This window comes from Pseudomonadales bacterium (assembly GCA_041395945.1).
Lineage (GTDB): Bacteria > Pseudomonadota > Gammaproteobacteria > Pseudomonadales > Azotimanducaceae > SZUA-309.
On record JAWKZN010000003.1, the window covers coordinates 150,674 to 173,402 of the forward strand.

Consider the following 22,729-nt stretch of genomic DNA (forward strand, 5'->3'; position numbering starts at 1 on the left):
GCTCATCGCCAGGATGGGCGCACGCGCCCCTGCTAAGATGCGGGCACGCGCCGGCGGATTGCTCCTCGAATGCCGATCATCAAGGCCAGTCATCTGGTCAAACGCTATCCACTGCCCGACAAGCCTCGCGCAACGTTCGCTGCCGTGGATGATGTCTCGCTGGAGATAGAAGCCGGCGAGATCTACGGCATTCTCGGGCCGAATGGCGCCGGCAAGACCACCACGCTCGAGATGCTCGAAGGCCTCTGTGATATCGACGAAGGACAGGCCGAGGTGGCGGGCATCGATGTACGTCGCGACCCTTATGGGGTGAAGGCCGTGATCGGCGTGCAGCTGCAGGCAAACGAGTACTTCGACCACCTCTCGCTCATCGACCTGCTCAACCTGTTCGCCGGCCTCTACCGGCCGCGCCGAAGCAACCCGACCGAACTGCTCGGTCTCGTGAACCTGAAAGACAAGGCGAAGGCGCAACCGGCAAGCCTCTCGGGCGGTCAACTGCAGCGTTTCTCGATTGCCTGCGCGCTGGTCAACGAACCCCGGGTGCTGTTTCTCGACGAGCCGACGACGGGCCTCGATCCCCAGGCGAAAAGGAATCTCTGGGATCTGGTGCGGCGGCTGAACGGGGAAGGCACCACCATCGTCCTGACGACACACAACATGGAGGAGGCGGAAACCCTCTGCCGGCGTATCGCGATCATGGACCACGGGCGCATCGTCGCCGAGGATACGCCGCAGCAGCTGATTCTCACCCACGCAGCGGAGCCGCCAACGGCCCCTCTGCACGGCAACATCGAGGACGTCTTTCTCGCCCTCACCGGTCATGGGCTGCGGGATTGAAGACCTCAGGCCCCGTACTCCACCTTGCCATCGCCTTTCTGCGCATGTTCATGAAAGACCGCCAGGCGATCTTCATCGGGCTGCTGTTTCCCATCATCTTTCTGTCGGCACTCGGCTTTCTGCGCGACCGTCCGCCCGAGGGCATCGAGATCGGCATCGTCAATCACGCCAGCAGCGCAACTGCCGCCTCGCTGCAGAGCATCCTCGAGGACAATTCCCTGTTCCGGGTGTCGGTGGATTCCGAAGCGGTCCTGCGCAGCAGACTCGAAGCAGGTGAGTCCACCCTGGTGCTGATCATCCCGGAGTCGTTCAATGACACCGCCAGCGCAACCGAACTTCTGGTGCTGGTGGATGCGGCACAGGCGCGCCTGCTCGATCTGATTCTGCCGACCCTGCGCCAGGCGCTGCTCGATGTGGAACACCAGCTGCGCGGCACCGAGCCGATGTTTTCGCTGCGCATCGAAGACGTGCAGGCGCGTACCCAGCGCTATATCGACTTTCTGCTGCCCGGTATTCTCGCTTTCACACTGATGCAGATCAGCATCGCCGGCAGTGGCTTCAATCTGGTCGAATACCGGCGCAAAGGCATTCTCAAACGCCTCTTCGTCACCCCGATCCGGCCCGCGGAGTTCATCGCCTCCCTGTGCATCGCACGTCTGGTCTGGTGTCTGGTGCAGCTGACCATGCTGCTGCTGTTCGCCACCTGGGCGCTGGAGGTGCAGATTCTCGGCAGCTATGCCGCGCTTTACCTGGTGATCGTGCTGGGCACAGTGATTTTTCTGTGTCTGGGTTTCTGTGTCGGCAGTGTGGCGAAGACCCAGCAGGCCGTGGGCGCGGTGGGCAACCTGGTGATCTTTCCCCAGCTTTTTCTGTCGGGCGTGTTCTTCCCGATCGAAGCGATGCCCGGCCTCATCCAGCCCTTCGCCAGGCTGCTCCCCTTGAGCTACGTGTCGACCAGCCTGCGGGAGATCGCCAGCAACGGTCTGGCGCTGGGGGACATTCTGCCCAGCCTTCTCGGAGTGCTGATCTGGATTGCCGTGAGCTTCCTGCTGGCCACCTGGCTGTTTGACTGGAAGAAAGTGGTCACCACTTAACAACACCTATGCAGTCCACCGACAGTCTCCGCCTGGGGGCCGGCTTCATGTGCCTGGCCATGTTCATGGCTGCCTGTGTGGATGTGGCGGTGAGCGGTGTGCTGCTGATGCTGGGCCCCGGGGCGCCGCTGGCCGCCTATCTGCTGTTCGGTGAAGTGCCCAACAACGCCGCCCTGGTCGGAGGTAGTGCAATTCTGGCGGGTGGCTATATTGCGCTGCGGGCGCGAGGGTGAGGGCCGCAAGCGCGCTCCTCCTGCTGCGGTTCCGATCATCTGGCGGTCGCGGCGGCCGATCCAGAGCCAGCTTCTGCCGGTGTCGGTACCTGGGCCGACACCGAGGTCGCCGCGGTCTCGAGATAGTCCGCGAAGGCTTCGATCACACCTGCGGTAGAGGCGATCTGGGCATCCACCTCGCTGTACTGCTTTGCCTCGATCGCCTCCCGCATGCGCGGCAGGGTCTTCACCCCGTAGCCGGTATAGAAGCCCGGTGCATAGATCTGGTGACGGTACCACTCTCTGCCAGGAAGGCCTTCAGGAGAAGTAAGCGCTCGCTCACTCCGCATCAGTCGACGGTCGAGATCCGCAGAGGGCGCGGCACCCGCCAGGCGCGCGTCCAGCGCCCTGGCCGCCTCGGTGAGTCGCGCTGTCGCATTGCGCATCGGCGCGAAATTGAAATGGGGCACGCCGGCCAGTTCGGTCGGCGGTCCCAGTGTCTTTGACGGATCGAGTGCGAGCCGGTAGGCATCGTCGTTCAGCAGGCCGTTGATCCGCTCGGCTTTGGCACGTTCGTCATCTGCCAGCTTTTCGATCTCGGTCAGGTAGTGCGCCACATTGTCCGCGAAGCCGCTGAAACGGAAAGGCAGCAGGTCGGCGTTGGCCAGACGCAGGGTGGCGGTACCGGCAACATCCGCAAGCGCCACGCCGTAGCGGAAGCCCGGGTCCACGAAGGTGGAGAAGTGCTCGAAGGTGTCGTAGAGGGTGTGATAGCTGCCATCGTCTCCCTCTCCCCCGAAGCCAAGGTTGGCCGACGCGATACCCGCATGCTGCAGGAAGGGGGTGTAGTCGGACCCTGAGCCCAGCGGGCTGATCCGCAGATCGGCCCGGGCGGTGAGCTCTTCGCGCCGCTCGGGGGTGCCGTCCACCCGGATTTTCGCCCGCAGTCGCTCGGCCACCGTCGCTCCGGTCTGGGGATCGGTGACGGCGCCGATGACTTCATTGAAGAAAGGTTCCAGAGTGTGGCTGCCGCCAACGCCGATGAAGCCGCGGCTGTTGCCGTCGGTGTTGATGTAGACGGCGGCCTTGTCGATGAGGGTCTGGCGATGTTTTTCGACCCACTCGGTGGAACCGATCAGCCCCGGCTCCTCTGCATCCCAGGCGGCATAGACAATGGTGCGTTTCGGCCCCCGGCCGGCGCGGGCCAGCGCGCCCACGGCCCGGGCTTCGTCCAGCAGTGCGACCATGCCGGAGATGGGGTCCGCCGCTCCATGGTTCCAGCCGTCGTGGTGATTGCCGCGCAGGATCCATTCGTCCGGCCGGTCGCTGCCGGGCAGCCGCGCGATCACATTCTCGATATTGATGCGCTGCCAGTCGAAGGCCAGGGCGAGACGCACCCGGGCCGGTCCCGGGCCGATGTGATAGGTGTGGGGCAGACCGCCCTGCCATTCCCGGGGAACCGCCGCGCCGCCGAGGGCGGCCAGTAAAGGCTCGGCGTCCCGATAGGAGATCGGTAACACGGGCACCGCGGTGATGGTGGGCGCATCCTTGATGGCGAGTCGGCGGGCACCCTTGATGGCCGGTTTGCCCGGGGTGAGCACATCGCCGGGATAGGTCGGCATATCCATCACGCTGCCGCGCTGCACGCCACTGTCATTCTTGAAGGGACCGTCCGGATAGACGTCGCCGGCACCGTAGCCATCGTCGGCCGGGTCGGAGTAGATGAGCGCGCCAATCGCGCCCTTCTCCGCGGCCAGCTTGGGTTTGATGCCGCGCCAGGACTTACCGTACCTGGCGATCACGATTTTACCCGCCACTGACACCCCATAGCGTTCGAGCAGTTCGTAGTCTTCCGGGATGCCGTAGTTCACAAACACCAGTTCGGCGGTGACATCACCGTCCGTGGAAAAGGCGTTGTAGGGCGGCAGCACTTCGGCGCGCTGGGCGCTGCTGTCGTCGCCTTCGACGATGTCTTCGATCAGGCCAGCGACGAACGGGGTCGGTTCGAGCATCTCCAGATGCCGCGACTTCGGCACCGGCAACAGGATGTCGAAGGTTTCGACTTCGACCTGATAGCCCCACTCCCGGAACAGATCAGCCATGAGCTGAACGTTGCGGCGACCCTGTTCCGAACCGGCATGGTGGGGTCGGGCGCTGAGAGTGCGCGCCCAGTTCATCTGATCTTCCGCGCTGAGGCTGGCGCGGAAATCCGCTTCGAGCTGCAGTTGCGTATCGGCAGACTGGAAACCGAGGAGTGATTGCGCAGTGAACGCCCACCCGGAATAAAACACACAGGTGACCAGTGCCGCCCCCCGGATCATCCACCTGGCTGACTGCCGTATCACCTCGTCGTTCACCGTCACACCCATTTTTCTCTCCTGAAGTCCGCATTCATTTTTTTTGAGATCTGCCCGGGTGACGGCGCGGCGAAGCTGGACTCCTACAACGTCTCCAGCACCTCGAGCGCTGCGGCCAGGCTCTTCACCCCGTGTACTTTCATGCCGTCCAGTACCTGCCGTGGCCGATTGGCATAGGGCAGGATGGCGGTCTTGAAACCGTGTTTCTTCGCTTCGCGCAGACGCTGTTCGCCATTGGCTACCGGCCGTACTTCACCGGTGAGACCGAGCTCGCCGAATACGATGAGATCCCTCGGCAGCGCCCGATTGCGGAACGACGACAACACCGCGAGCAGCAGCGCGAGGTCCGCGCCGGTTTCGCTGATGCGCACCCCGCCTACCACGTTGGCGAACACATCCTGATCCGACAGGGTCACACCACAGTGTCGGTGCAGCACGGCCAGATGCATGGCCAGCCGCTGCTGATCGAGCCCCACCGCCACCCGCTTCGGGTGACCACCCTGTACTTCGTCCACCAGCGCCTGCAGTTCCACCAGCAGCGGCCGGGTCCCTTCCCAGGTCACGGTGACCAGACTGCCGGGCGCGTTGATCTCACCCCGCTGCAGAAAAATGGCGGAAGGGTTTGCGACCTCCTTCATGCCGGTATCGGTCATTGCAAACACGCCGAGTTCGTTCACCGCACCAAACCGGTTCTTCTGACCACGCAAGGTCCGATAACGGCTGCCGGCGGGCGCATCGAGCATGACAAAACAGTCGATCATGTGTTCGAGCACCTTCGGACCGGCCAGCCCGCCTTCCTTGGTGACATGACCGACAAGGATGAACACGGTGCCGGTCTGTTTGGCGAGGCGGGTGAAAAATGCTGCGGTTTCGCGCACCTGGGTGACGCTGCCTGGCATGCTCTCCACAGATTCGAGCGCCATCACCTGGATCGAATCCAGAATCACAATCCGGGGACGTTGCGTTTCAACCAGGGAGGCAATGGCCGACGCGCGGGTTTCCGCCGCCACCTGCAGACGATCGAGGGGCAATCCGAGACGCCGTGCGCGCATTGCAAGCTGCTGCAGAGACTCTTCGCCGCTGACATAGAGCGTTTCATACTGTGCGGCCAGCGCACAGCAGACCTGCAGCAGCAGCGTGGACTTGCCCGCACCCGGTTCGCCGCCCATCAGCACCACCGAGCCTGGTACGAGCCCGCCACCGAGTACCCGATCCAGTTCATCGAAACCGGTGGCGATCCGCGGCACATCCTCCGCCGCGACATCTTCGAGCCGCCGCACATCGGCCTGCACACCGCCGTATCCCACGGTCGCTTCGGCAATCGGCCCGACAGAAAGGCGGGTGAGCGTGTTCCAGGCCTCGCAGGTACCGCATTGGCCCTGCCACTGCCGGTGCTCGGCACCGCAGTCGCCGCAGACGTAGGCTGTCCTGTTTTTCGCTTTCGCCAAGTTACCGCCGCTGCTATTCGAAGGGTCCGAAATCCTTGTAGCGATCCGGCGCCAGATTTTCGAACTTGGTCAGATTGCCGATGAAGGACAGCAATACTCGACCGATGGGGCCGTTGCGCTGCTTACCGATAATGATCTCGGCAACGCCTTTCTCAGCGGTATCCGGGTGATAAACCTCGTCGCGATAGATGAACAGGATCAGGTCTGCATCCTGTTCTATCGCGCCCGAGTTATGACTGACCACCCCATCCGCGAGCCAGCTCGCCGGCCCGGGCACAGTCAGATCGAAAACTTCCTGCTCTCCCGCAGCCTCGACGGCAACTACCCGATCCCAGAAGAGATCCGTATCCACCCCTCTGCGAACACTCTCGTCATCGGGAATCTGTGCGTAGTCGGTGATGGTCAGCCGTGACGGTGAGAATGCAAAATGACTCGACCCGCCGCAGGAGGTAGCGCGCAGGCTGGCCATCCCGCGCTGGGATATCCCCTGAGCGCGCATGACGGCCCGCACATCTGCAAAAGCCTCTTGGGGGAAGGTATCGACATTGGTATTGCGCCGGGTTTCAAGGAGAAGATTTTCGAGCTTCCGGGCCGCGAGCTGCTTTTCGCCGAACGCGCCCACGACCTCGAGAAAGCGAAGCTGATCCGCACTGCCCGGGACATCGACGTTATACAGAATGCTGCTTTTCTGCTGGATGCTTCGCTGTCTCGCAACGATGCCCAGTCGCTGCAGCAACGCAGCCACATCGCACGCAAGTCCCACGCTACAGGTACTGAAATAGACCCGCGGAGCCCCACATTGACTGCGGACATGAATACAGCCATCCGTCGCCCACAGGTGCCGGAGCAGGACCGCCAGATTTTCGTCCGGCAGTTCGAATACCTGCTCGGGAATTCGCTTGTCGCGGGATCTCTGATTAAAAATGCCGAGTTCCCGCAACCACAGATTCAGCCCCTGCGGATGCCAGCGGTTGCCGTTGCCACTGAAGACCAGCTGATGCCAGTTACCCCTGCCCGGGTGTCTGCTGACGGTGCTGTCGAATTCTTCGCGTGCAGCCCGTGCGACAAACTCACTGTTCGCTTCCGAGCCAGTGGTATAGCGAATCGGCTGGCCGCTCAGATAGCTGCCATCGCCGATAAGCTGGCCAAGCAGACCGAGTCGTGCCTGTGACCAGGGCTGCACTGCGGTGACCACCGGCAGCTTTCGAGCCAGTGCAATCCGCTCCTGCGGCTTCACTTCGTCCAATCGCACCCAGCCTCGTCCTGTGTAGAGACGGTGACGGGGGGTCGCGATCAGCTCTCTGCCGCTGGCAAGACGCAGTCGCCGTACAGCACGCCGACCAACCGACCAGACTTTGTCGCTGCGGGCTCTGACGATTCTGCCAGCACCATCCATCGCCAGAACTTCGGGTTCAGTGCCGACGAGCGCACGGATCGGCACTCGGCGGCCATCTGCAAGATTCACCAGCGTGTCGCCAACGACACACTCCCGCAGATCGGCCATCAGCGGTCGCTTATCCGTACGGCTTTCGAGCCCCCGGTTGAGCTGTGACAGAGCCAGCAGCGGGCAGCGCATTTCCTTTGCAATCGCTTTCAGGGAGCGGGAAATTTCGGAGATCTCGTTGGTGCGGTTCTCCGAGGTCCCCGCCACCCGCATGAGCTGCAGATAGTCGACCACGATGAGGCCGAGCCCGCCGGCTTCCCGGGCTACTCTGCGCGCACGGGTGCGCAGGTCGTTGGGGGTGAGCGCGGGGGTGTCGTCGATATAGAGTTTCTTGTCTTTGAGCTGACTCACCGCCGAAGTGAAGCGCGGCCAGTCATCTTCGTGCATGTCGCCCGTGCGCATCCTTGTCTGATCGATGCGGCCGAGGGAGGAAAGCATGCGCACCACGAGCTGGTCCGAAGGCATCTCCATACTGAATACGAGCACCGCCCCCTCTCCGACCATCGCTGCATGTTCAGCAATGTTCAGAGCCAGCGCGGTCTTTCCCATGGAGGGTCGACCCGCAACGATCACCAGATCCGCCGGCTGCAGGCCGGCCGTCTTCTTGTCCAGGTCGTCGAAACCGGTGGCGAGTCCGGTGATCGGACTGCGGGAGGCATAGAGTTTCTCTATCCGGTCCACGGCACGATTGAGCAGGGGCATCACGCTTTCCGGACCACCGCCCTTCATGCGCCCTTCGGAAATCTGGAACACTTCCTGTTCGGCCAGATCCAGCAGCTCTGCGCTCGGGCGACCATCCCGGGAAAAGGCAGACTCGGCGATCCTCTGGGCTGCGCCGATGAGCTGACGCAGGGTGGAGAGTTCGCGCACAATCTGGGCGTAAGCGACCACATTGCTGGCACCCGGCGTCGACTCAGCAAGTTCGGCCAGATAAGCGAGCCCGCCGGCTTTCTCGAGCTGACCCTTCGACTGCAGCCGCTCGGACAATGTGATGGCATCCAGCGGCTGATCGTCGGCGGACAGAGCTGTCATGGCATCGAAGATGATCTGATGCTGAGATCGGTAGAAGTCGCTGGTGCCGAGCACTTCAGCCACGTTGAACCAGGCGTCGTTATCGAGCATCAACCCACCCAGCGTCGACTGCTCGGCCTCGATCGAGTGCGGGGGCACTTTCAACGCGCGGGTTGCGCGATTCATTGGCGGGGGTGCCGGCTGGTCGGCAGGGTCGGCCGGCACCATGCGACCCTCATCGGAGCTGTGGGAGACACCTTCTTGACTATCGCCGGGAGCGCTATCAGACATCGCGCAGATTGAGTTTCGTTACGGGGAGACAGCGTCGGATGTTGTGCTGCGCATTGCAAGAAGAAATTCTCCTTGCATGCAGCGAGTGGGTACAACGGCGTGCACGGCGGCCGCCATGCGGCGTCTGCAGCGGCGCGGTGCGCCGCCGGTCCGTTTACTCAGCGACGACCGAGAGTTTGATGGTAGCTGTCACATCAGAGTGCAGCTGCACGTCGATCTCGTACTCACCGATTGTGCGTATCACGCCATCAGGCAGTCGGACCTCGCTCTTCTCAACCTCGATGCTTTCCCGGGTGACCGCTTCCGCGATGTCCTGGGTGCCGACGGAGCCGTAGAGCTTACCTTCTTCGCCTGCTTTCACCACGATGGTGATCGCCAGGTCCTTGAGTCTGTCGGCGCGCGCCTGCGCCGCGCCAAGCAGTTCGTTGGCAGCGCTTTCGAGCTCGGCGCGACGGGTTTCGAAGTGGGATCGCGCCTCATCGGAAGCACGCACCGCCTTACCTTTGGGAATCAGATAGTTGCGTGCATAACCGGGCCGCACATTCACTTCCTCGCCGAGATCGCCGAGGTTACGAAGTCTTTCCAGAAGAATTACGTTCATGTCTGTCAGGCCTATCTGTGCTGATCGGTATAGGGGAGCAGCGCCAGGTAACGTGCGCGCTTGATCTCCGTGGCAAGTTCACGCTGCTGGCGCGCGGTGGCACCCGTGATGCGGCTCGGCACGATCTTGCCGGTTTCGGTGATGTACTGGCGCAGCAGTTCCAGGTTCTTGTAGTCGACTTCCTGGCCTTCACCGCCCAGACGACTGAATTTCTTGCGTCCGAATCCTCTTCTCATCGGTTGTCCTCCTCGTCGTCGTCGCCATCCTCATCGTCGTTGTCGTCGGTCTGATCTTCGTCGTCATCGTTTGAATCGTCGCCATCTTCCCGCTGGGCACGACGCTCGGCATATTCCTGTTCACGACGGGCTTCCCGCTCGCGCTCCTTCTCCTGGTCACGCAACTCCTCTTCGAAGATCTTCGAATGACCGGTGATGGCTTCCTTGCGCTTGATGATGAGATTGCGGATCACGGCGTCGTTGAAACGGAAGGCGCTTTCCAGCTCCTTCAGTGTCTCGCCGTCGATCTCGACGTTCATCATGATGTAGTGGGCTTTGTGGATCTTGGCGATGGGGAACGTCATCTGCCGTCGGCCCCAGTCCTCGGTGCGGTGGACCTTGCCATTGCCGCGCTCGATGAGGCTCTGGTAGCGCTCGATCATTCCCGGCACCTGATCACTCTGATCGGGATGCACGAGGAATACGATTTCATAGTGTCGCATGCGTCTTGGGACTCCTTTCGGTGTAACCGCCTCCGCTCAGGGGGCTGCCCGCTGGCGTGAAGCAAGGACCCGAAGCCGGCCACGGGGGGTGGATTCGGGGTCGCGCATTGTACGGAGGGGCACGTGGGGATGCAAACGGCAAGAGGCGAAGGGGGTTCGGAAGGAGGTTGATCAGTGCGCGGTCGAGGACCTGCTGCCCCGGGCCTGGCTCGTACTCGGAGCGCTCGCGCGTCTGTAGATCCTGCGTCGCGTCCGAATCGCGGATGGCGTTGCTGCGCTCCTGCGACCGCCGGATCTTGGATCGATCGCGAAGCTGGGGTGGAGCGGGGGGTGTGGCGGACCGTGGAGCGAGGCCGAGTGCGGCGGATTGACTCGTGTTCCTGCGCGAGGCAACTCCGCCAATCGAGGGCAGCCCGGAGGGCCCGAGCGTAGGTCCGCCACACCCCCCGCTCCACCCCAGCATCTCAAGCAGCTCCGAATAGAGACCCGCCGGCTAGCCCGCATCGCTCACCGATTGGGTAGTTGAGGCAGTTTACGGGATATTTTGAGCTGCGAGTCAGCTGCTGATCGGCGATGGTAACGATTGGTTGGGCAGGCTGCAGCGTATTGGCCGATTGCCGTGTTGTTTTCTCTTCAGCGGGGGTGTTTTGTGCGATTGAGGCGAACGCCTCCTCCGGCGACTGCCGGCTGAACATTCCTGACCAGTATTCGAACTTTATCCGGGTGGTGCCCAGGCTGGATGGCGGCGTAGGTTGGCGAGGATCTGTGCAAAGTCACTGGCAGGATAAGCCTCGGAGAACGACAACCAGACCTTGCGTACCGAGATACGGATCCGTGCACCGATCTTCAACAGCTTCAGGCGGATGGTCGTGCACTGGGCTCTGGCGTGTTGTGTGCCCATGAGGCCAAGACGACGCAGCCCGTGCATCAACACGTAAGCGAACGAGGAGAAGTACAGCCGTAGCTGATTGGCGCGCAGCGTCGCCGTGCTGGTGCGGTCGGCAAAGAGCCCCAGTTGCTGCTCCTTGATGCGGTTCTCCATTTCGCCGCGCACACAGTAGAGTTTTTCGTAAAGCCGCCTGGCACCGGCACGGCTGACAGGTAAGTTGGTCACCACGAACCGTGGGTTGGCTTTACCCGGCAGGTACTCGGCTTTGCCGATAACGCGCCGCTCGCACGACCAGGACTTGCGGGTCCGATAGCGGAAGTCACGGAACCGCCGGGCCGCTTTGCCGGTTTGCTCGTACTCCACCTGGGCCTCCGCCATCTCCCGGCCCAACGCTCGATGCAGCCGCTTATTGCGGGCCAGGCCCAGCACATAGCGGACACGATTTTCCTCGCACCAGCGCATGATCGCATCCCGACAGAACCCCGAGTCGCCACGGATCACGATGCGCGTCTTCGGCCAGTGCGCCCGGATCTGGCCAACGATCCGCTCAAGCTCTTCCACACTCCCGGCCGCACCGTCTGCGTTCGATGGCCGCAGCCGCGCACACAACAGGTGCTCGCCACAGAAGATGTACAGCGGCAGATAACAGTAACAGCGGTAGTAACCGTGGAAGAAGCGGCCTTCCTGATGGCCGTGCAGCGGATCATCGGTTGCATCCAGATCCAGCCAGATCTCCCGCGGTGGCACATCGTGGGCCTCAATGAACAGGTCCACCAGCAACCGGTCAAGCGCCTGCGGATCCGCAGCGATCTTCTTGTAGCGATCACTGGCCGCCGAGGCCGGTGTGGTCAACTCCAGTCGATTCAGCGTGCTCGATCCGGCCAGCGGATACCCCTCTGTCACGGTCTCGCTCGCGGTCTTCACCCGTGAGATCCCGTTTACCAACCAACAGCGCCAGCACGCTGTCCGAGCGCAGCCCATCGTGATCGTTGAGATCTGCATAACCCAGCCCCAGACCGTAGACGCGTTGCGCCACCAGCGCGTGGACACTGTGTTCGATACTGTTCGGATTACGGTAATCGGTGAAGCAGCCGGCGAGTCGACTGAGCATGCCCAGCCGCTGATCCACCTCTCGCAGCAGCAGTCCGCCACCGTCGGACGTGATCCGGCCACCATCGAATCGACCGATCACCTGACGGCGATCCAGTGCGTGAAATTTCAGTTGCTCGGGATTACACTCTGTCGCCATAGGCCTCTCGTTTTGGTGTGATAAGTGCTTGCCAGCACTCACTTTATGCACCAGACAGAGGCCTATTTCCATTACATCGGTGAGATTGGGCTAGGAGGCGCCGCCGAGCCCCCGCTGCCGCACCGCCTCGAACAGCAGCACGCCGGTGGCAACGGACACATTGAGACTTTCCATACCCCCGGCCATGGGAATCCGGACCAGGTAGTCACAGTGTTTGACGGTCAGCGGCCGTAGACCTTTCTCTTCACCACCGAGGATGAAGGCAATGTCCCGGGTGAGATCGACGCTCGACCAGTCCGCTTCGGCACTGCCCATGGCGCCCACCAGCCACACGCCCTGAGCCTGCAGCCACTCGAGCCTGCGGGCCAGGTTGGTGACCTCGAAAATCCGCAGACGTTCGGCAGCGCCCGCCGCGGTCTTGAGTGCCACCGCAGACAGCGGCGCGCTGCGGCGCCTCGGCAGCAGCACGGCCTGCACACCGGCGGCGGCGGCCGAACGCAGACAGGCACCCAGGTTTCTGGGGTCCTGGACCCCATCGAGGACGAGCAGCAGCTTCGGCGACGGCAGCGACTCCCAGATGGATTCGAGATCGCCTTCCCCTGCCGGGGCGAGTTCATGGCAGTTCGCCGCAATGCCCTGGTGCGCATCGCCTGCGTTCCTGTCGAACCAGCGCCGGTCCACAAATTCCACCCGGACCTGGGCGTTGCGCGCCAGCTCAATGATCCGTTCGGCCCGCTCGTCACGCCGTCCGCGCAGCAGAAACAGGGTCCTGATCCGGCCAGGAGACTGCTCGAGCAGGGCCGAGACGGCATGAAAGCCGTGGACGTCCGTCATCGCCGACGGTTTTTCCGGCCAGCGCCACCGGACCGCTTGCCACCACTGGCTGTTTTATCCTTGCCCGCCTTGGCGCTGCCAGTGCTGCTGTCCGATTTGCCGGATCTGGCGCCTTTACCGCCCCGGCCTTTACGGCCCCGGGCAGTTCCGCCACCTGCGACCGTCTCGGCCAGCACCAGGGTCAGCTTGCCCTGTTCGGGCAGCGCTTCTTCAAGTCGCACCGAGATGGAGTCACCCAGACGGAACCGCCGACCGTTGCGTTCCCCCACCAGGCTCATGGAATCCGAGTGAAACTGAAAATAATCAGAGCCCAGCTCGGAAATGTGCACCAGTCCCTGCACGAAATAGCCTTTCAGCTCCACAAACAGCCCGAATTCGGTGACACCCATGATCATGCCATCGAAGGTCTCGCCGATGCGGCCGGCGACGTACTCGCACTTGAGCCAGGCATCCACACCCCAGCCGACGGCCTCGGCGCGGCGCTCGGTCAGGGAGATGTGCTCGCCAACCGTCACCAGCTGATCCATTGCCAGGGGCGGCGCTTCACCATGGAGCACGGCCTTGATCGCCCGGTGCACCACCAGATCGGCATAGCGGCGGATGGGCGAGGTGAAGTGCATGTAGCGTTCCAGGGCCAGACCGAAATGGCCGGCGTTTTCCGGCGAATACACCGCCTGGGTCAGACAGCGCAGGACGATCATCTCGAACACCCAGCCGTCGCTGCGGGCGTTCAGCTGGGTGAGGGCCTGCTGCACCATCAGCGGAGTCAGGTTGCCACTCGCCTGACGCAGCCCGGCGGAGGCCAGGGTCTGGCGCATACGCTCCATGCGTTCCGCATCGGGCCGTTCGTGGACCCGATAGAGTCCGTGCCTGCCAGCCTGCTCGAGGAACGAAGCCGCGGAAATGTTGGCCGAGATCATGGCCTCTTCGATCAGCAGATGGGCTTCGAGGCGGTGCACGGGATGCACGGCCACCACCCGCCCTTCGCGCAGTTCCAGACGGCATTCGTGGGTCTCGAAGTCCAGCGCGCCCCGCTCTTCCCGGGCGGCGCGCAGGGCGTGGTAGACGTCCTTCAGCGCCGTCAGCGAGCGAGTCACCTCCGGCTCGACATCGAGCACGCCTTCGTCCAGAAATTCCTGGACCCGCTCGTAGGTGAGGCGCTGCCAGCTGCGGATGACGGCCTCATAAAACTCGAACCTGGTGATCCTGCCGCGATTGCTGATCTGCATCTCGCAGACCATGGACAGCCGGGGCACCTGGGGCTTGAGTGAGCAGAGCTCGTTCGACAGTGCTTCCGGCAGCATCGGCACGACCCGATCAGGCAGGTAGACGCTGTTGCCCCGCTCCAGCGCGCTGAGGTCCAGTGCACTGCCGGCCTTCACATAATGCGCGACATCGGCAATCGCCACGATCAGCCGCCACCCGCCCCGCCGCGGTTCGGTATAGACCGCGTCATCGAAGTCCCGCGCGGTCGCGCCATCGATCGTCACCAGCGGCAGATCCATCAGGGAGCGGCGCTGGGGGAAGCGCCCGGCGTCGACCTTGTGGGGCAGCTTCGCCACCTGGGCATCCACACCCCCGGGCCACAGTGTGGGCACCCCTTCGCTGGACAGCCAGGTTTCCACCGCCTGCTCTACCCCGCCACCGGCACCGAGGGTGTCGATCACCCGGCCGCGCAGGCTGCGCTGTTCTTCACCGAGGACCTCCACCCGCACCGTCGTGCCTTCCGCCGGTGCGGACTCGGCGTCTACCAGGTCGATCCGACCCCGATAATCGGCGCTTAAGGACTCGACATAGGCATACCGGCCCCGGCCACGGACCACGCCGACCAGCAGCGCGGTCGAGCGGTTGAGCACTTTGAGGACATGGACTTCGCCGTCGAGGATGCGGGCTTCGACCTCGTCTCCGGGTCGCAGCCAGGTGCGACGGTCGCGCTCCAGCGGCAGTCCCGCAAAAGTCAGGCCCTTGCCGGCCCGCTCGATCAGTCCGGACTGGGAGCTGCCAGCGGCAATCAGGTGATAGGCGCCCGCGTGATCGCGCCCCAGTTCGCCACTGCGGACCATGCCCGCCAGCAGCTGGCGCAGGTCGCGCCGTTCGGCGGAATTCGTGACATCGAAGGCAACCACAAGGTCGCGCCAGGCGGCTGGTCCGCCAAGCGCTTCAAGGTGTTGTGTCAGCGCTTTCGCGTTGATGGGTTTCAAATAATTTTCCTGGTGGAGGCAGCTTCACCGCCTCGGGTGATTTCATGATGGAGGCGGTTTGACAGCCTCGGAGTTCTTCTATTACATTGCGCGCCCTGTGTTCGGCGCATGCGGCATTCTTGCGCGCTCGACCGTGGCCAGACCGCTTCATGCCGAGGTGGTGAAATTGGTAGACACGCTAGCTTCAGGTGCTAGTGGGGGAAACCCCGTGAAGGTTCAAGTCCTTTCCTCGGCACCACTATCCCGGCTTACGCTCGCAATCCTGATCAGAGTTACTGATCAACCTGCCTGAGCCCCCTTACCGGCGCGACCTTGCCGCCCGGTACGCTGGTGCAACCGCGCATCCTACGCCTTTAGTGCCGCCCCAGGCTACGCCCGCTTCAGCCCAACGCCGGACTCGGACGCTGCCAGGGTTGCTGGATCGAGCTGCAATCCCAGCCCGTCTGCCAGCCGCACCAGGTGGTTGAATATGCCGACGATGTGCGCGACCTCCAGGCAGGCCGCATCGTCGAATCCCAGATCCCGCAGAGGCTGCCAGTCCGACTCGACCATGCGGGTCGCGGCGCCGCTGAGTTTCTCCGCCAGCGCGCAGAGCGCCCGCTCACGCTCGCTCAGTCCCTCGACTTCACGCCAGTCGCCGGTCTTCACCGCCTCTACCAGCGCCGCCGAGCCCCCTTCGACACGCAGAAACTCTGCGTGAGACTGGGTTCAGTAGAAGCAGTCCTGGGTGGATGCCGCGACCGCCGCCACCATCTCCCGCTCGCTGCGCGACAGCGCGCCGGGTGCGAACATGATCTGGCCGAACAGGGCGCTGAACGCAGGTCCGATCCGCGGATGGGCGGCGATGAGTCGACCCATGGCGGGCAGGAAGCCGAAATCGTAGGGCCCTCCGGGCGGCACTGCAGCCCGATACTCGGCCTCGTCCAGCAGTTCTACCCAGGCTTGCTTTTCCATCGAGCGGTTGGTGGCCATCTGTTTCTCCTCAGCAAATGCTGCCTGCAGCGATGCGGGCGTCAGACTTCCGCATCAGCAACCACACGGTTTTTACCACGTCCCTTCCAGATCAGAAACAGCGCAGGGATCACAATCAGGGTCAGCAGGGTTGCGCTGATCATACCGCCCACCATGGGGGCGGCGATGCGCCGCATGACCTCCGAGCCTGTGCCGCTGCCCAGCATCACGGGTACGAGGCCGGCAATTGTGGCCGCTACAGTCATCAGCACCGGGCGCACGCGCAACACCGAGCCGTCCAGCACCGCTTTGCGCACATCCTGCAGACTCAGTCCGCGCCGTTGCAGCTGCGCCTCGGTCTCCTGCCGATGCAGTGCCTGATTCAGATACACCAGCATAACCACGCCGGTTTCGACCGCGACACCGGCCAGGGCAATGAAGCCCACTCCCACAGCGACAGAGAGATTGTAGTCGAGCAGATAGAGCAGCCAGATACCGCCGACCAGGGCCAGTGGCAGGGTACCGAGAATCATCACCACTTCGGGCACCCGACGGAAATTCAGATACAGAAGAAACACGATGATCGCGAGCGTAACAGGCCCCACCACGGAAAGACGCTCCTGGGCGCGGACCATGTATTCGTACTGTCCCGACCAGCCCAGCGAGTAACCGGTCGGCAGATCAACCCGCTCGGCCACCACACGCTGCGCTTCCGCCACGAAGGAGCCGAGATCCCGGTCGATCACATCCACATAGGTCCAGCCGTTGAGACGCGCGTTCTCGCTTTTCAACATGGGAGCCCCATCGGTGATGCGGATGTCGGCGACATCCGCGAGCGTGATGTGCGCGCCGCCCGGTGTGACGATGGGCAGCAGCTCGAGCCGCTCCAGCGAATCCCGCTCTCCCTGGGGATAGCGGACGTTCACCGGATAACGCTCCAGCCCTTCCACGGTTTCCGTGACATTCATACCACCGACGGCGGAGCGCACGATCATCTGCACGTCCGCGATGTTCATTCCGTAGCGGGCGGCGCGTGCACGATCTATGTCGACCTCCACATAGCGACCACCGGTGACCCGCTCCGAATAAACCGATGCCAGACCCGGCACATCCGCCAGCGCCTTCTCCAGGGCACGACCGATTTCTTCGATCACGGCGAGATCCGGGCCGGCAACCTTGATACCCAGCGGAGTCTTGATGCCGGTGGCCAGCATGTCGATGCGGGTCTTGATCGGCATGACCCAGGCATTGGTCAGACCTGGAATCTGCACACTCCGATCGAGCTCGGCACGCAGGCGCTCCGGCGTCATGCCCTCCCGCCACTGCTCCCTTGGTTTGAACTGAATGAGGGTTTCAATCATGGTCAGGGGTGCCGGATCGGTGGCCGTCTCCGCACGACCGATCTTGCCGAACACGGTTTTCACCTCCGGCACCTGACGGATGAGCCTGTCGGTCTGCTGGAGGATCTCCCGCGCCTTGTCGATGGAAATGCCTGGCCGCGTTGTAGGCATGTACATCAGATCACCTTCATCGAGGGAGGGCATGAATTCCGAACCGAGTCTCGGCAGAGGCCACACACCCACCAGCAGAATCAGCAACGCAACAGCGAGCGTCGTCCGTGGGTGTCGGATGACAGCACTGATGACCGGCCGGTAGGCGGTCATCATCAGCCGATTGAGCGGATTGCTGTGTTCGGAACGGATGCGTCCGCGAATGAAGTAACCCATCAGCACCGGCACAAGCGTGACCGACAGTGCGGCGGCAGCGGCCATCGCATAGGTCTTTGTATAGGCCAGCGGAGAGAACAGTCTCCCTTCCTGTGCTTCCAGGGTGAAAACCGGCAGGAAGCTCAGGGTGATCACCAGCAGGGAAAAGAACAGCGGCGGCCCCACCTCGACGGCGGCTTCAGCAACGATGCGCCAGCGGTTTTCCGGCGTCAGCGGTTCCCGCTCGATGTGCTTGTGCAGGTTTTCGATCATCACGATTGCCCCATCCACCATGGTGCCGATCGCGATGGCGATGCCGCCAAGGGACATGATGTTGGCGTTGATGCCCTGCAGATGCATGACTACGAAGGCAGCCAGTATGCCGATCGGCAGACTCACGATCACCACCGCAGCCGAACGCAGGTGAAACAGAAACAGTGCACAGACCAGCCCGACGGTGAGCAGTTCCTCGACGAGCTTCTCCTGCAGATTGTCTACAGCCCGCTCGATCAGCGCGGCACGATCGTAAGTGGTGACGATTTCCACCCCGTCGGGGAGGCTCGCCTGCAGCATTTCCAGACGTTTGCGCACCGCTTCGATCGTGCTCGATGCATTGCCCTGCATGCGCATCACGATCACACCACCCACCACTTCACCTTCGCCATCGAGTTCCGCAATACCGCGCCGCATCTGCGGACCGATGCGCAACTGGGCCACATCCTTCAGCAGCACGGGCACACCCTTGTCATCAACACTCACCGGAACCAGTGCCAGATCTTCGAGACCCTTGAGGTAGCCGGTGCTGCGCACCATGTACTCCGCTTCCGCCATTTCGATCACCGAACCCCCGGCTTCGCCGTTGGCAGCACGCACCGCATCGATCACCCTGCCCAGCGGCAGGCCATAGGCGCGCAACCGGTATGGATCCACCACCACCTGGTACTGCCTGACCATACCGCCGATCGTGGCGACTTCGGCCACACCCGGCACCGTCTGCAGTTCGAATTTCAGGAACCAGTCCTGGAGACTGCGCAGCTGCGCGAGATCGTGCTGGCCGCTGCGGTCAACGAGTGCGTACTCGTAGATCCAGCCGACACCGGTGGCATCCGGTCCCAGCGCCGGCCGCGCGCCTTCGGGCAGCCGCGGCGCTACCTGACTGAGGTATTCGAGCACCCGGGAGCGCGCCCAGTAGAGGTCGGTATCGTCTTCGAAGAGCACGTAGACATATGAGTCGCCGAAAAACGAATAACCCCGCACCGTGACCGCCTTGGGCACGGCCAGCATAGCCGTGGTCAACGGGTAGGTGATCTGATCTTCCACCACCTGGGGTGCCTGCCCCGGATAAGAAGTCTTGATGATCACCTGCACATCGGAGAGATCCGGCAGTGCGTCTACCGGCGTCTGCCGAAGCGAGTAGAGTCCGCCTGCCAGCAGAAAACCGGTGGCGATCAGGACCAGGAAACGGTTCCTGATGGACCAGTGGATGAGTTCGGCGATCATGGCTGATGCCTCGAGTGATCACTGATGCTGGAGCCCTGATGAGCGTGATCTGACATGCGGCCCAACGCAGAGCCCGCGTTCGATTCCGAATCGATAAGAAACTGCCCGGACACTACGACCGACTCATCGGCGCTGATGCCCTTGAGAATGGCGACCCGATCTGCGGATTCGATGCCGAGTTCCACGCTGCGGACCTGATAACGGCCGCCACCGAGATCCACCACCACCCGGCTGACACGCTCTCCGCGGATGACGGCCTCGGCCGGCACATGCACCACCGGCGCGGTAGCCGGTGTGTCGATCGCCACACGGGCAAACAGGTTCGGTCGCAGCACACCGTCGGAATTGTCCAGTCCCACTCGCGCCCGCAGCGTGCGGGTTTTCGCATCGAGTTCCGGATACACGTAGTCGACCCGGCCGCGCCATTGCCGATCCGGAATCGATTCGATTTCGACAACCACCGGCGCGCCTGCCTGCACCCAGCTCGACTGGCGCTCGAAGATCTCCGCAAGCAGCCACACCTGGTCGATACCGGCGATCGATATCACCTCGGTCATGGGTGTGATGTACATGCCGTGGCGGGCGCCAAGCGCGGTGACCACCCCATCCGCGGGGGCAATCACGGGCACCCGCTGTCTAACATTACGATCGCGGCCCAGGCGCGCAATCTCCGCTTCGCTGACACCGAAGGCGCGCAGCCGTGCACCCGAGGCTTCGCGCAGCGCCGCATTGCTGCTGCGCTGTGCGGCGAGGAATTCTTCCTGAGCGTTGACCAGGGTCGGCGAATAGATTTCGAACAGGGTCTGCCCGCGGCGCACGGCGTCACCGATCGAATGCACGGTGAGGGCTTCGATCCAGCCCTCAACCCGGACGTGAATGTGGTGCAGGGTATCCTCATCAAAGCCGATATAGCCGACACTGTGCAGCTGGCGCTGCAGCGGGCCGAACTGTGCCACCCCGGTGCGGATACCAAGACTGGCGGTTACCGCCGGATCGATCCGCACCAGGTTGTCCGCACCGCCTGCTTTGTTGGCTTCGTCTGCATAGACCGGGACCAGATCCATGCCCATCGGGGACTTGCCCGGTCTGTCCCGCCGATAATTCGGATCCATCGGCGCTTTCCAGTAGAGAATCTCCCTTTGCGCCTGCGCGGCTGGAGCAGGTTGCACGCCGGTGTCCGGCCCCGTGGCCGGATCCGATACCTCACCCGGCCCGGCCAGATACCCGATGACGACACCCATGATCAGCACCACTGCAAAGGTGGCGATGCGACCGCCACGCAGCCCGGTTCCGGTTTTCTCAACGTTCATATCGACAATCCCCCAAGATTGGCCAGCTGCACGTGGCTGTAGGCGCGCTCGGTGAGGAGGCGCAGATGATCGATGCGCAGATCGAGCAGCGCGATGGCGCTGCGCATCACGTCTGCAAAATCTCCCGCATCACTCTGATAAGCCAGTAACGCAGCCCGGGACTGGTCTTCGGCCTGCTCGAGGATGCGGGTCTCGTAGAGGGCGATGCGCCGCGAGGTGTCCTGCCAGCGGGCATACTCCACCGCCAGCGCGCGATCGAGACGCCGCAGCTGCTCATCCCGACCGGCCTGTGCCGCGGCGGACTCACTGATCGCGGCGGATACCCGCTGATCCTGGCGGTTACCGGTGAACAGGGGCAGATCAACGCTGACTGCCACGCTGAAAAAGTCCGACCGGGGGTCACCGTCTGCATCCCGGCCGTCGCGGTAGCCGTAACCCACCTCCACCGCCCAGCCCGGGCGGTAGCTCTGGCGTGCCAGATCCACAGCGGTCTCCCGGGCCGCGATGCGGGCATTGGTCGCATCCAGTATGGGATGGCCGACGAGCCGTTCACGCAGCGTCGCGATCGGCGGCGGGTCGGCCCATTCCGGGAGGGACTCCGGCAGAGGCCGCCCGGCTGCGGCCCCCACCCACTGACCGAGATCTGCCCGGGCGCGGGCCCGCTGCCGGTCGATTTCCAGTAAACGGTCTTCGAGCCGGGACAGCTCGAGCTCCGCCTGCAGCACATCCTGCTGATCCCGCCGCCCGACCCCGTACAGGGATCGGGTGATCTGCACCAGGTCTGCAAACAGTGGCCGGGAAGAGGCGATGAGGTTGTGCGCCCGATACTGGTAGACGGCGTCGATCCAGCTCAGTCGCAGCGAACTCAGCACATCCCGGGCACGCGCCTCAGCACTGCGGGACATCTCCAGCGCCTGATAGTGCATCTCCCGGGTGCTCAGAGATCTGGACCGGCCCGGCGGGAAGGCCTGGCGCAGACCGATCTGGGCCTGGGTCATGGGCTCTGCGCTGAAACTGCCGGAATCGACAGGCAGATTGGCAAGCCCGATCCGCAGCGACGGATCAGGCAGTTCGCCCGCCGCCACCGACCGGGACTCAAAGGCAGCCGCCCGGGCCAGCCAGGCCAACTGGCCGGGTTCGGACTGCAAGGCGAGATTCTCCGCCTCTGCCAGGGTAAGGGTCCGCAGTTGCGTCGAAGCAGACGCTCGTAAGGACTCCGGTTCGGCAGCAGGGGCGGGAGCGCCCAGCACCAGCAGGGCGGACAGGCCCCACCGCAGCCAGTCCCGAGATTGATCTGATCTGGCTGATCTGGCTGATGCAGCCGAATGGCGGGACTCAACCCCGCCGCGAAAAAAACTCCACATGACCTTTCTCCATCGTCGATGACCGTAAACGGGCAGAACGCTGGAGAGTGGCTATTTCAGATAAACACAGTGCAGGCAGTTGAGGGCGGGTGGGGGTCCCGGCAGATAGGAGAGGGTTCGTCAGCGGGGGGGCAGCCCGCTGTACCGGCGGATCACGACCGCCGGCCAGGCCGGCGCCAGGTATGCAAGCCCGGCGCCGGGCTTGACCTTGAGGTCAACACCCTGGCGTTCTGGTGGGGTAGCGTCGAAAGCCCCGCAGTCAGACCCGGTATCGACACAACTGCCCGGGGTCGCCTGAGCGTCAGCGGCGTCACTGATCCCGGTCGCCCCGCCACCATGACCCTGATGGCCGCCCGGCTCGGGCTGAGCCGGGCCGGCGCTGTGCTCCGAAACGGTGCGCGCCTGGGCTGGTGGACAATGGGGGCAATGGTGCCTGTCCGGGGCACCGGAATCCGGCGCTGTGCCGAGCAGCTTCGTCGCGGGGGCACCGACATCGGGTGTCAGCGCCATGACACAGGGCTGCACGGCGACGTTCAGCCACACCACAGCCAGCAGCGTGAGCGCATGACGCGCCCAGGGTGCCGGTGATCTGCTGTCGGTCTTCCGTCTCACGGTCTGCTGCCGGTCTCCGATTTCTATCAGTATTGACCAGTTCCCCTGGATTTTGCGAGACCCGGGACACAACTGCGCCCACTCGGTGGGTTGACTCGCG

At 63.3% G+C, this 22,729-nt stretch carries 17 protein-coding genes, 1 tRNA gene and 1 pseudogene; 4 read left to right on the forward strand and 15 right to left on the reverse strand.

The window, feature by feature from the left end:
• Positions 1-69: 69 nt before the first annotated feature.
• The 3 genes from R3E82_21910 to R3E82_21920 are packed head-to-tail and all read left to right on the forward strand — an operon-like array spanning position 70 to position 2,164.
• Entirely contained in the window at positions 70-837 is a 768-nt protein-coding gene (locus tag R3E82_21910) for an ABC transporter ATP-binding protein (protein ID MEZ5553552.1), read from the forward strand.
• Positions 834-1,931, forward strand: coding sequence for an ABC transporter permease (locus R3E82_21915; GenBank protein MEZ5553553.1), 1,098 nt, complete (start codon positions 834-836; stop codon positions 1,929-1,931). Before R3E82_21910 ends, R3E82_21915 begins: the two co-directional genes overlap by 4 nt.
• 8 nt (positions 1,932-1,939) lie before the next feature.
• Positions 1,940-2,164, forward strand: a complete 225-nt coding sequence (locus tag R3E82_21920; protein MEZ5553554.1) for a hypothetical protein — start codon at positions 1,940-1,942, stop codon at positions 2,162-2,164.
• Between the two features lie 35 nt (positions 2,165-2,199).
• On the opposite strand, the gene R3E82_21925 is transcribed toward R3E82_21920, so the two are convergent.
• The 9 genes and pseudogenes from R3E82_21925 to rnr all read right to left on the reverse strand — a co-directional run bounded on the left by R3E82_21925 (position 2,200) and on the right by rnr (position 15,186).
• The gene (locus R3E82_21925) at positions 2,200-4,512 is read right to left on the reverse strand and encodes a transferrin receptor-like dimerization domain-containing protein (GenBank protein ID MEZ5553555.1); all 2,313 of its coding nucleotides are present in this window, start codon (positions 4,510-4,512) and stop codon (positions 2,200-2,202) included.
• A gap of 71 nt (positions 4,513-4,583) precedes the next feature.
• Positions 4,584-5,948 carry a DNA repair protein RadA gene (radA, locus tag R3E82_21930; GenBank protein ID MEZ5553556.1) on the reverse strand — a complete coding sequence of 455 codons (1,365 nt, stop codon included), beginning with the start codon at positions 5,946-5,948 and terminating at the stop codon, positions 4,584-4,586.
• Positions 5,949-5,961: 13 nt separating this feature from the next.
• On the reverse strand, positions 5,962-8,694 hold the full coding sequence (locus tag R3E82_21935; protein ID MEZ5553557.1) for a replicative DNA helicase: 2,733 nt from the start codon (positions 8,692-8,694) through the stop codon (positions 5,962-5,964).
• Positions 8,695-8,848: 154 nt separating this feature from the next.
• Positions 8,849-9,295: a 50S ribosomal protein L9 gene (rplI, locus tag R3E82_21940; protein ID MEZ5553558.1), complete on the reverse strand. Its 447-nt coding sequence runs from the start codon at positions 9,293-9,295 to the stop codon at positions 8,849-8,851.
• Positions 9,296-9,306: 11 nt separating this feature from the next.
• Positions 9,307-9,531 carry a 30S ribosomal protein S18 gene (rpsR, locus tag R3E82_21945; protein ID MEZ5553559.1) on the reverse strand — a complete coding sequence of 75 codons (225 nt, stop codon included), beginning with the start codon at positions 9,529-9,531 and terminating at the stop codon, positions 9,307-9,309.
• A complete protein-coding gene (gene rpsF / locus R3E82_21950) occupies positions 9,528-10,013 on the reverse strand; it encodes a 30S ribosomal protein S6 (GenBank protein ID MEZ5553560.1) in 486 nt (161 codons plus the stop codon). The genes rpsR and rpsF overlap by 4 nt, the downstream gene beginning before the upstream one ends.
• Positions 10,014-10,728: 715 nt before the next feature.
• A pseudogene (locus R3E82_21955) lies at positions 10,729-12,151 on the reverse strand (IS1380 family transposase).
• 90 nt (positions 12,152-12,241) lie between these two features.
• Positions 12,242-12,985 (reverse strand): 23S rRNA (guanosine(2251)-2'-O)-methyltransferase RlmB, encoded by a 744-nt coding sequence (rlmB, locus tag R3E82_21960; protein ID MEZ5553561.1) that lies wholly within the window; start codon positions 12,983-12,985, stop codon positions 12,242-12,244.
• Positions 12,982-15,186, reverse strand: coding sequence for a ribonuclease R (gene rnr / locus R3E82_21965; GenBank protein MEZ5553562.1), 2,205 nt, complete (start codon positions 15,184-15,186; stop codon positions 12,982-12,984). Before rnr ends, rlmB begins: the two co-directional genes overlap by 4 nt.
• Positions 15,187-15,337: 151 nt before the next feature.
• Here rnr and R3E82_21970 point away from each other — a divergent pair.
• Positions 15,338-15,424: transfer RNA gene (locus tag R3E82_21970), tRNA-Leu, on the forward strand.
• A 131-nt stretch (positions 15,425-15,555) separates the two neighbouring features.
• Here R3E82_21970 and R3E82_21975 read toward each other — a convergent pair.
• From R3E82_21975 to R3E82_22000, 6 genes are all read right to left on the reverse strand, one after another.
• Entirely contained in the window at positions 15,556-15,834 is a 279-nt protein-coding gene (locus R3E82_21975; GenBank protein MEZ5553563.1) for a hypothetical protein, read from the reverse strand.
• Positions 15,835-15,894: 60 nt separating this feature from the next.
• Entirely contained in the window at positions 15,895-16,158 is a 264-nt protein-coding gene (locus R3E82_21980; protein ID MEZ5553564.1) for a hypothetical protein, read from the reverse strand.
• A 41-nt stretch (positions 16,159-16,199) separates the two neighbouring features.
• Complete coding sequence (locus tag R3E82_21985; protein MEZ5553565.1) at positions 16,200-19,343, reverse strand: efflux RND transporter permease subunit; 3,144 nt, start codon at positions 19,341-19,343, stop codon at positions 16,200-16,202.
• Positions 19,340-20,653: an efflux RND transporter periplasmic adaptor subunit gene (locus R3E82_21990; protein MEZ5553566.1), complete on the reverse strand. Its 1,314-nt coding sequence runs from the start codon at positions 20,651-20,653 to the stop codon at positions 19,340-19,342. The genes R3E82_21985 and R3E82_21990 overlap by 4 nt, the downstream gene beginning before the upstream one ends.
• Complete coding sequence (locus R3E82_21995) at positions 20,650-22,017, reverse strand: TolC family protein (GenBank protein MEZ5553567.1); 1,368 nt, start codon at positions 22,015-22,017, stop codon at positions 20,650-20,652. Before R3E82_21995 ends, R3E82_21990 begins: the two co-directional genes overlap by 4 nt.
• 120 nt (positions 22,018-22,137) lie before the next feature.
• The gene (locus R3E82_22000) at positions 22,138-22,629 is read right to left on the reverse strand and encodes a hypothetical protein (GenBank protein ID MEZ5553568.1); all 492 of its coding nucleotides are present in this window, start codon (positions 22,627-22,629) and stop codon (positions 22,138-22,140) included.
• Between the last annotated feature and the right edge of the window lie 100 nt (positions 22,630-22,729).

What these genes read in the sequence shown, in the direction of transcription:
- R3E82_21925 (MEZ5553555.1), bottom strand. Translation starts at nt 4,512, where the DNA reads ATGGGTGTGACGGTGAACGACGAGGTGATACGGCAGTCAGCCAGGTGG.
- R3E82_21910 (MEZ5553552.1), top strand. Translation starts at nt 70, where the DNA reads ATGCCGATCATCAAGGCCAGTCATCTGGTCAAACGCTATCCACTGCCC.
- rplI (MEZ5553558.1), bottom strand. Translation starts at nt 9,295, where the DNA reads ATGAACGTAATTCTTCTGGAAAGACTTCGTAACCTCGGCGATCTCGGC.
- R3E82_21985 (MEZ5553565.1), bottom strand. Translation starts at nt 19,343, where the DNA reads ATGATCGCCGAACTCATCCACTGGTCCATCAGGAACCGTTTCCTGGTC.
- R3E82_21920 (MEZ5553554.1), top strand. Translation starts at nt 1,940, where the DNA reads ATGCAGTCCACCGACAGTCTCCGCCTGGGGGCCGGCTTCATGTGCCTG.
- R3E82_21990 (MEZ5553566.1), bottom strand. Translation starts at nt 20,653, where the DNA reads ATGAACGTTGAGAAAACCGGAACCGGGCTGCGTGGCGGTCGCATCGCC.
- R3E82_21995 (MEZ5553567.1), bottom strand. Translation starts at nt 22,017, where the DNA reads ATGTGGAGTTTTTTTCGCGGCGGGGTTGAGTCCCGCCATTCGGCTGCA.
- R3E82_21980 (MEZ5553564.1), bottom strand. Translation starts at nt 16,158, where the DNA reads ATGGCCACCAACCGCTCGATGGAAAAGCAAGCCTGGGTAGAACTGCTG.
- rlmB (MEZ5553561.1), bottom strand. Translation starts at nt 12,985, where the DNA reads ATGACGGACGTCCACGGCTTTCATGCCGTCTCGGCCCTGCTCGAGCAG.
- R3E82_21935 (MEZ5553557.1), bottom strand. Translation starts at nt 8,694, where the DNA reads ATGTCTGATAGCGCTCCCGGCGATAGTCAAGAAGGTGTCTCCCACAGC.
- rpsR (MEZ5553559.1), bottom strand. Translation starts at nt 9,531, where the DNA reads ATGAGAAGAGGATTCGGACGCAAGAAATTCAGTCGTCTGGGCGGTGAA.
- rpsF (MEZ5553560.1), bottom strand. Translation starts at nt 10,013, where the DNA reads ATGCGACACTATGAAATCGTATTCCTCGTGCATCCCGATCAGAGTGAT.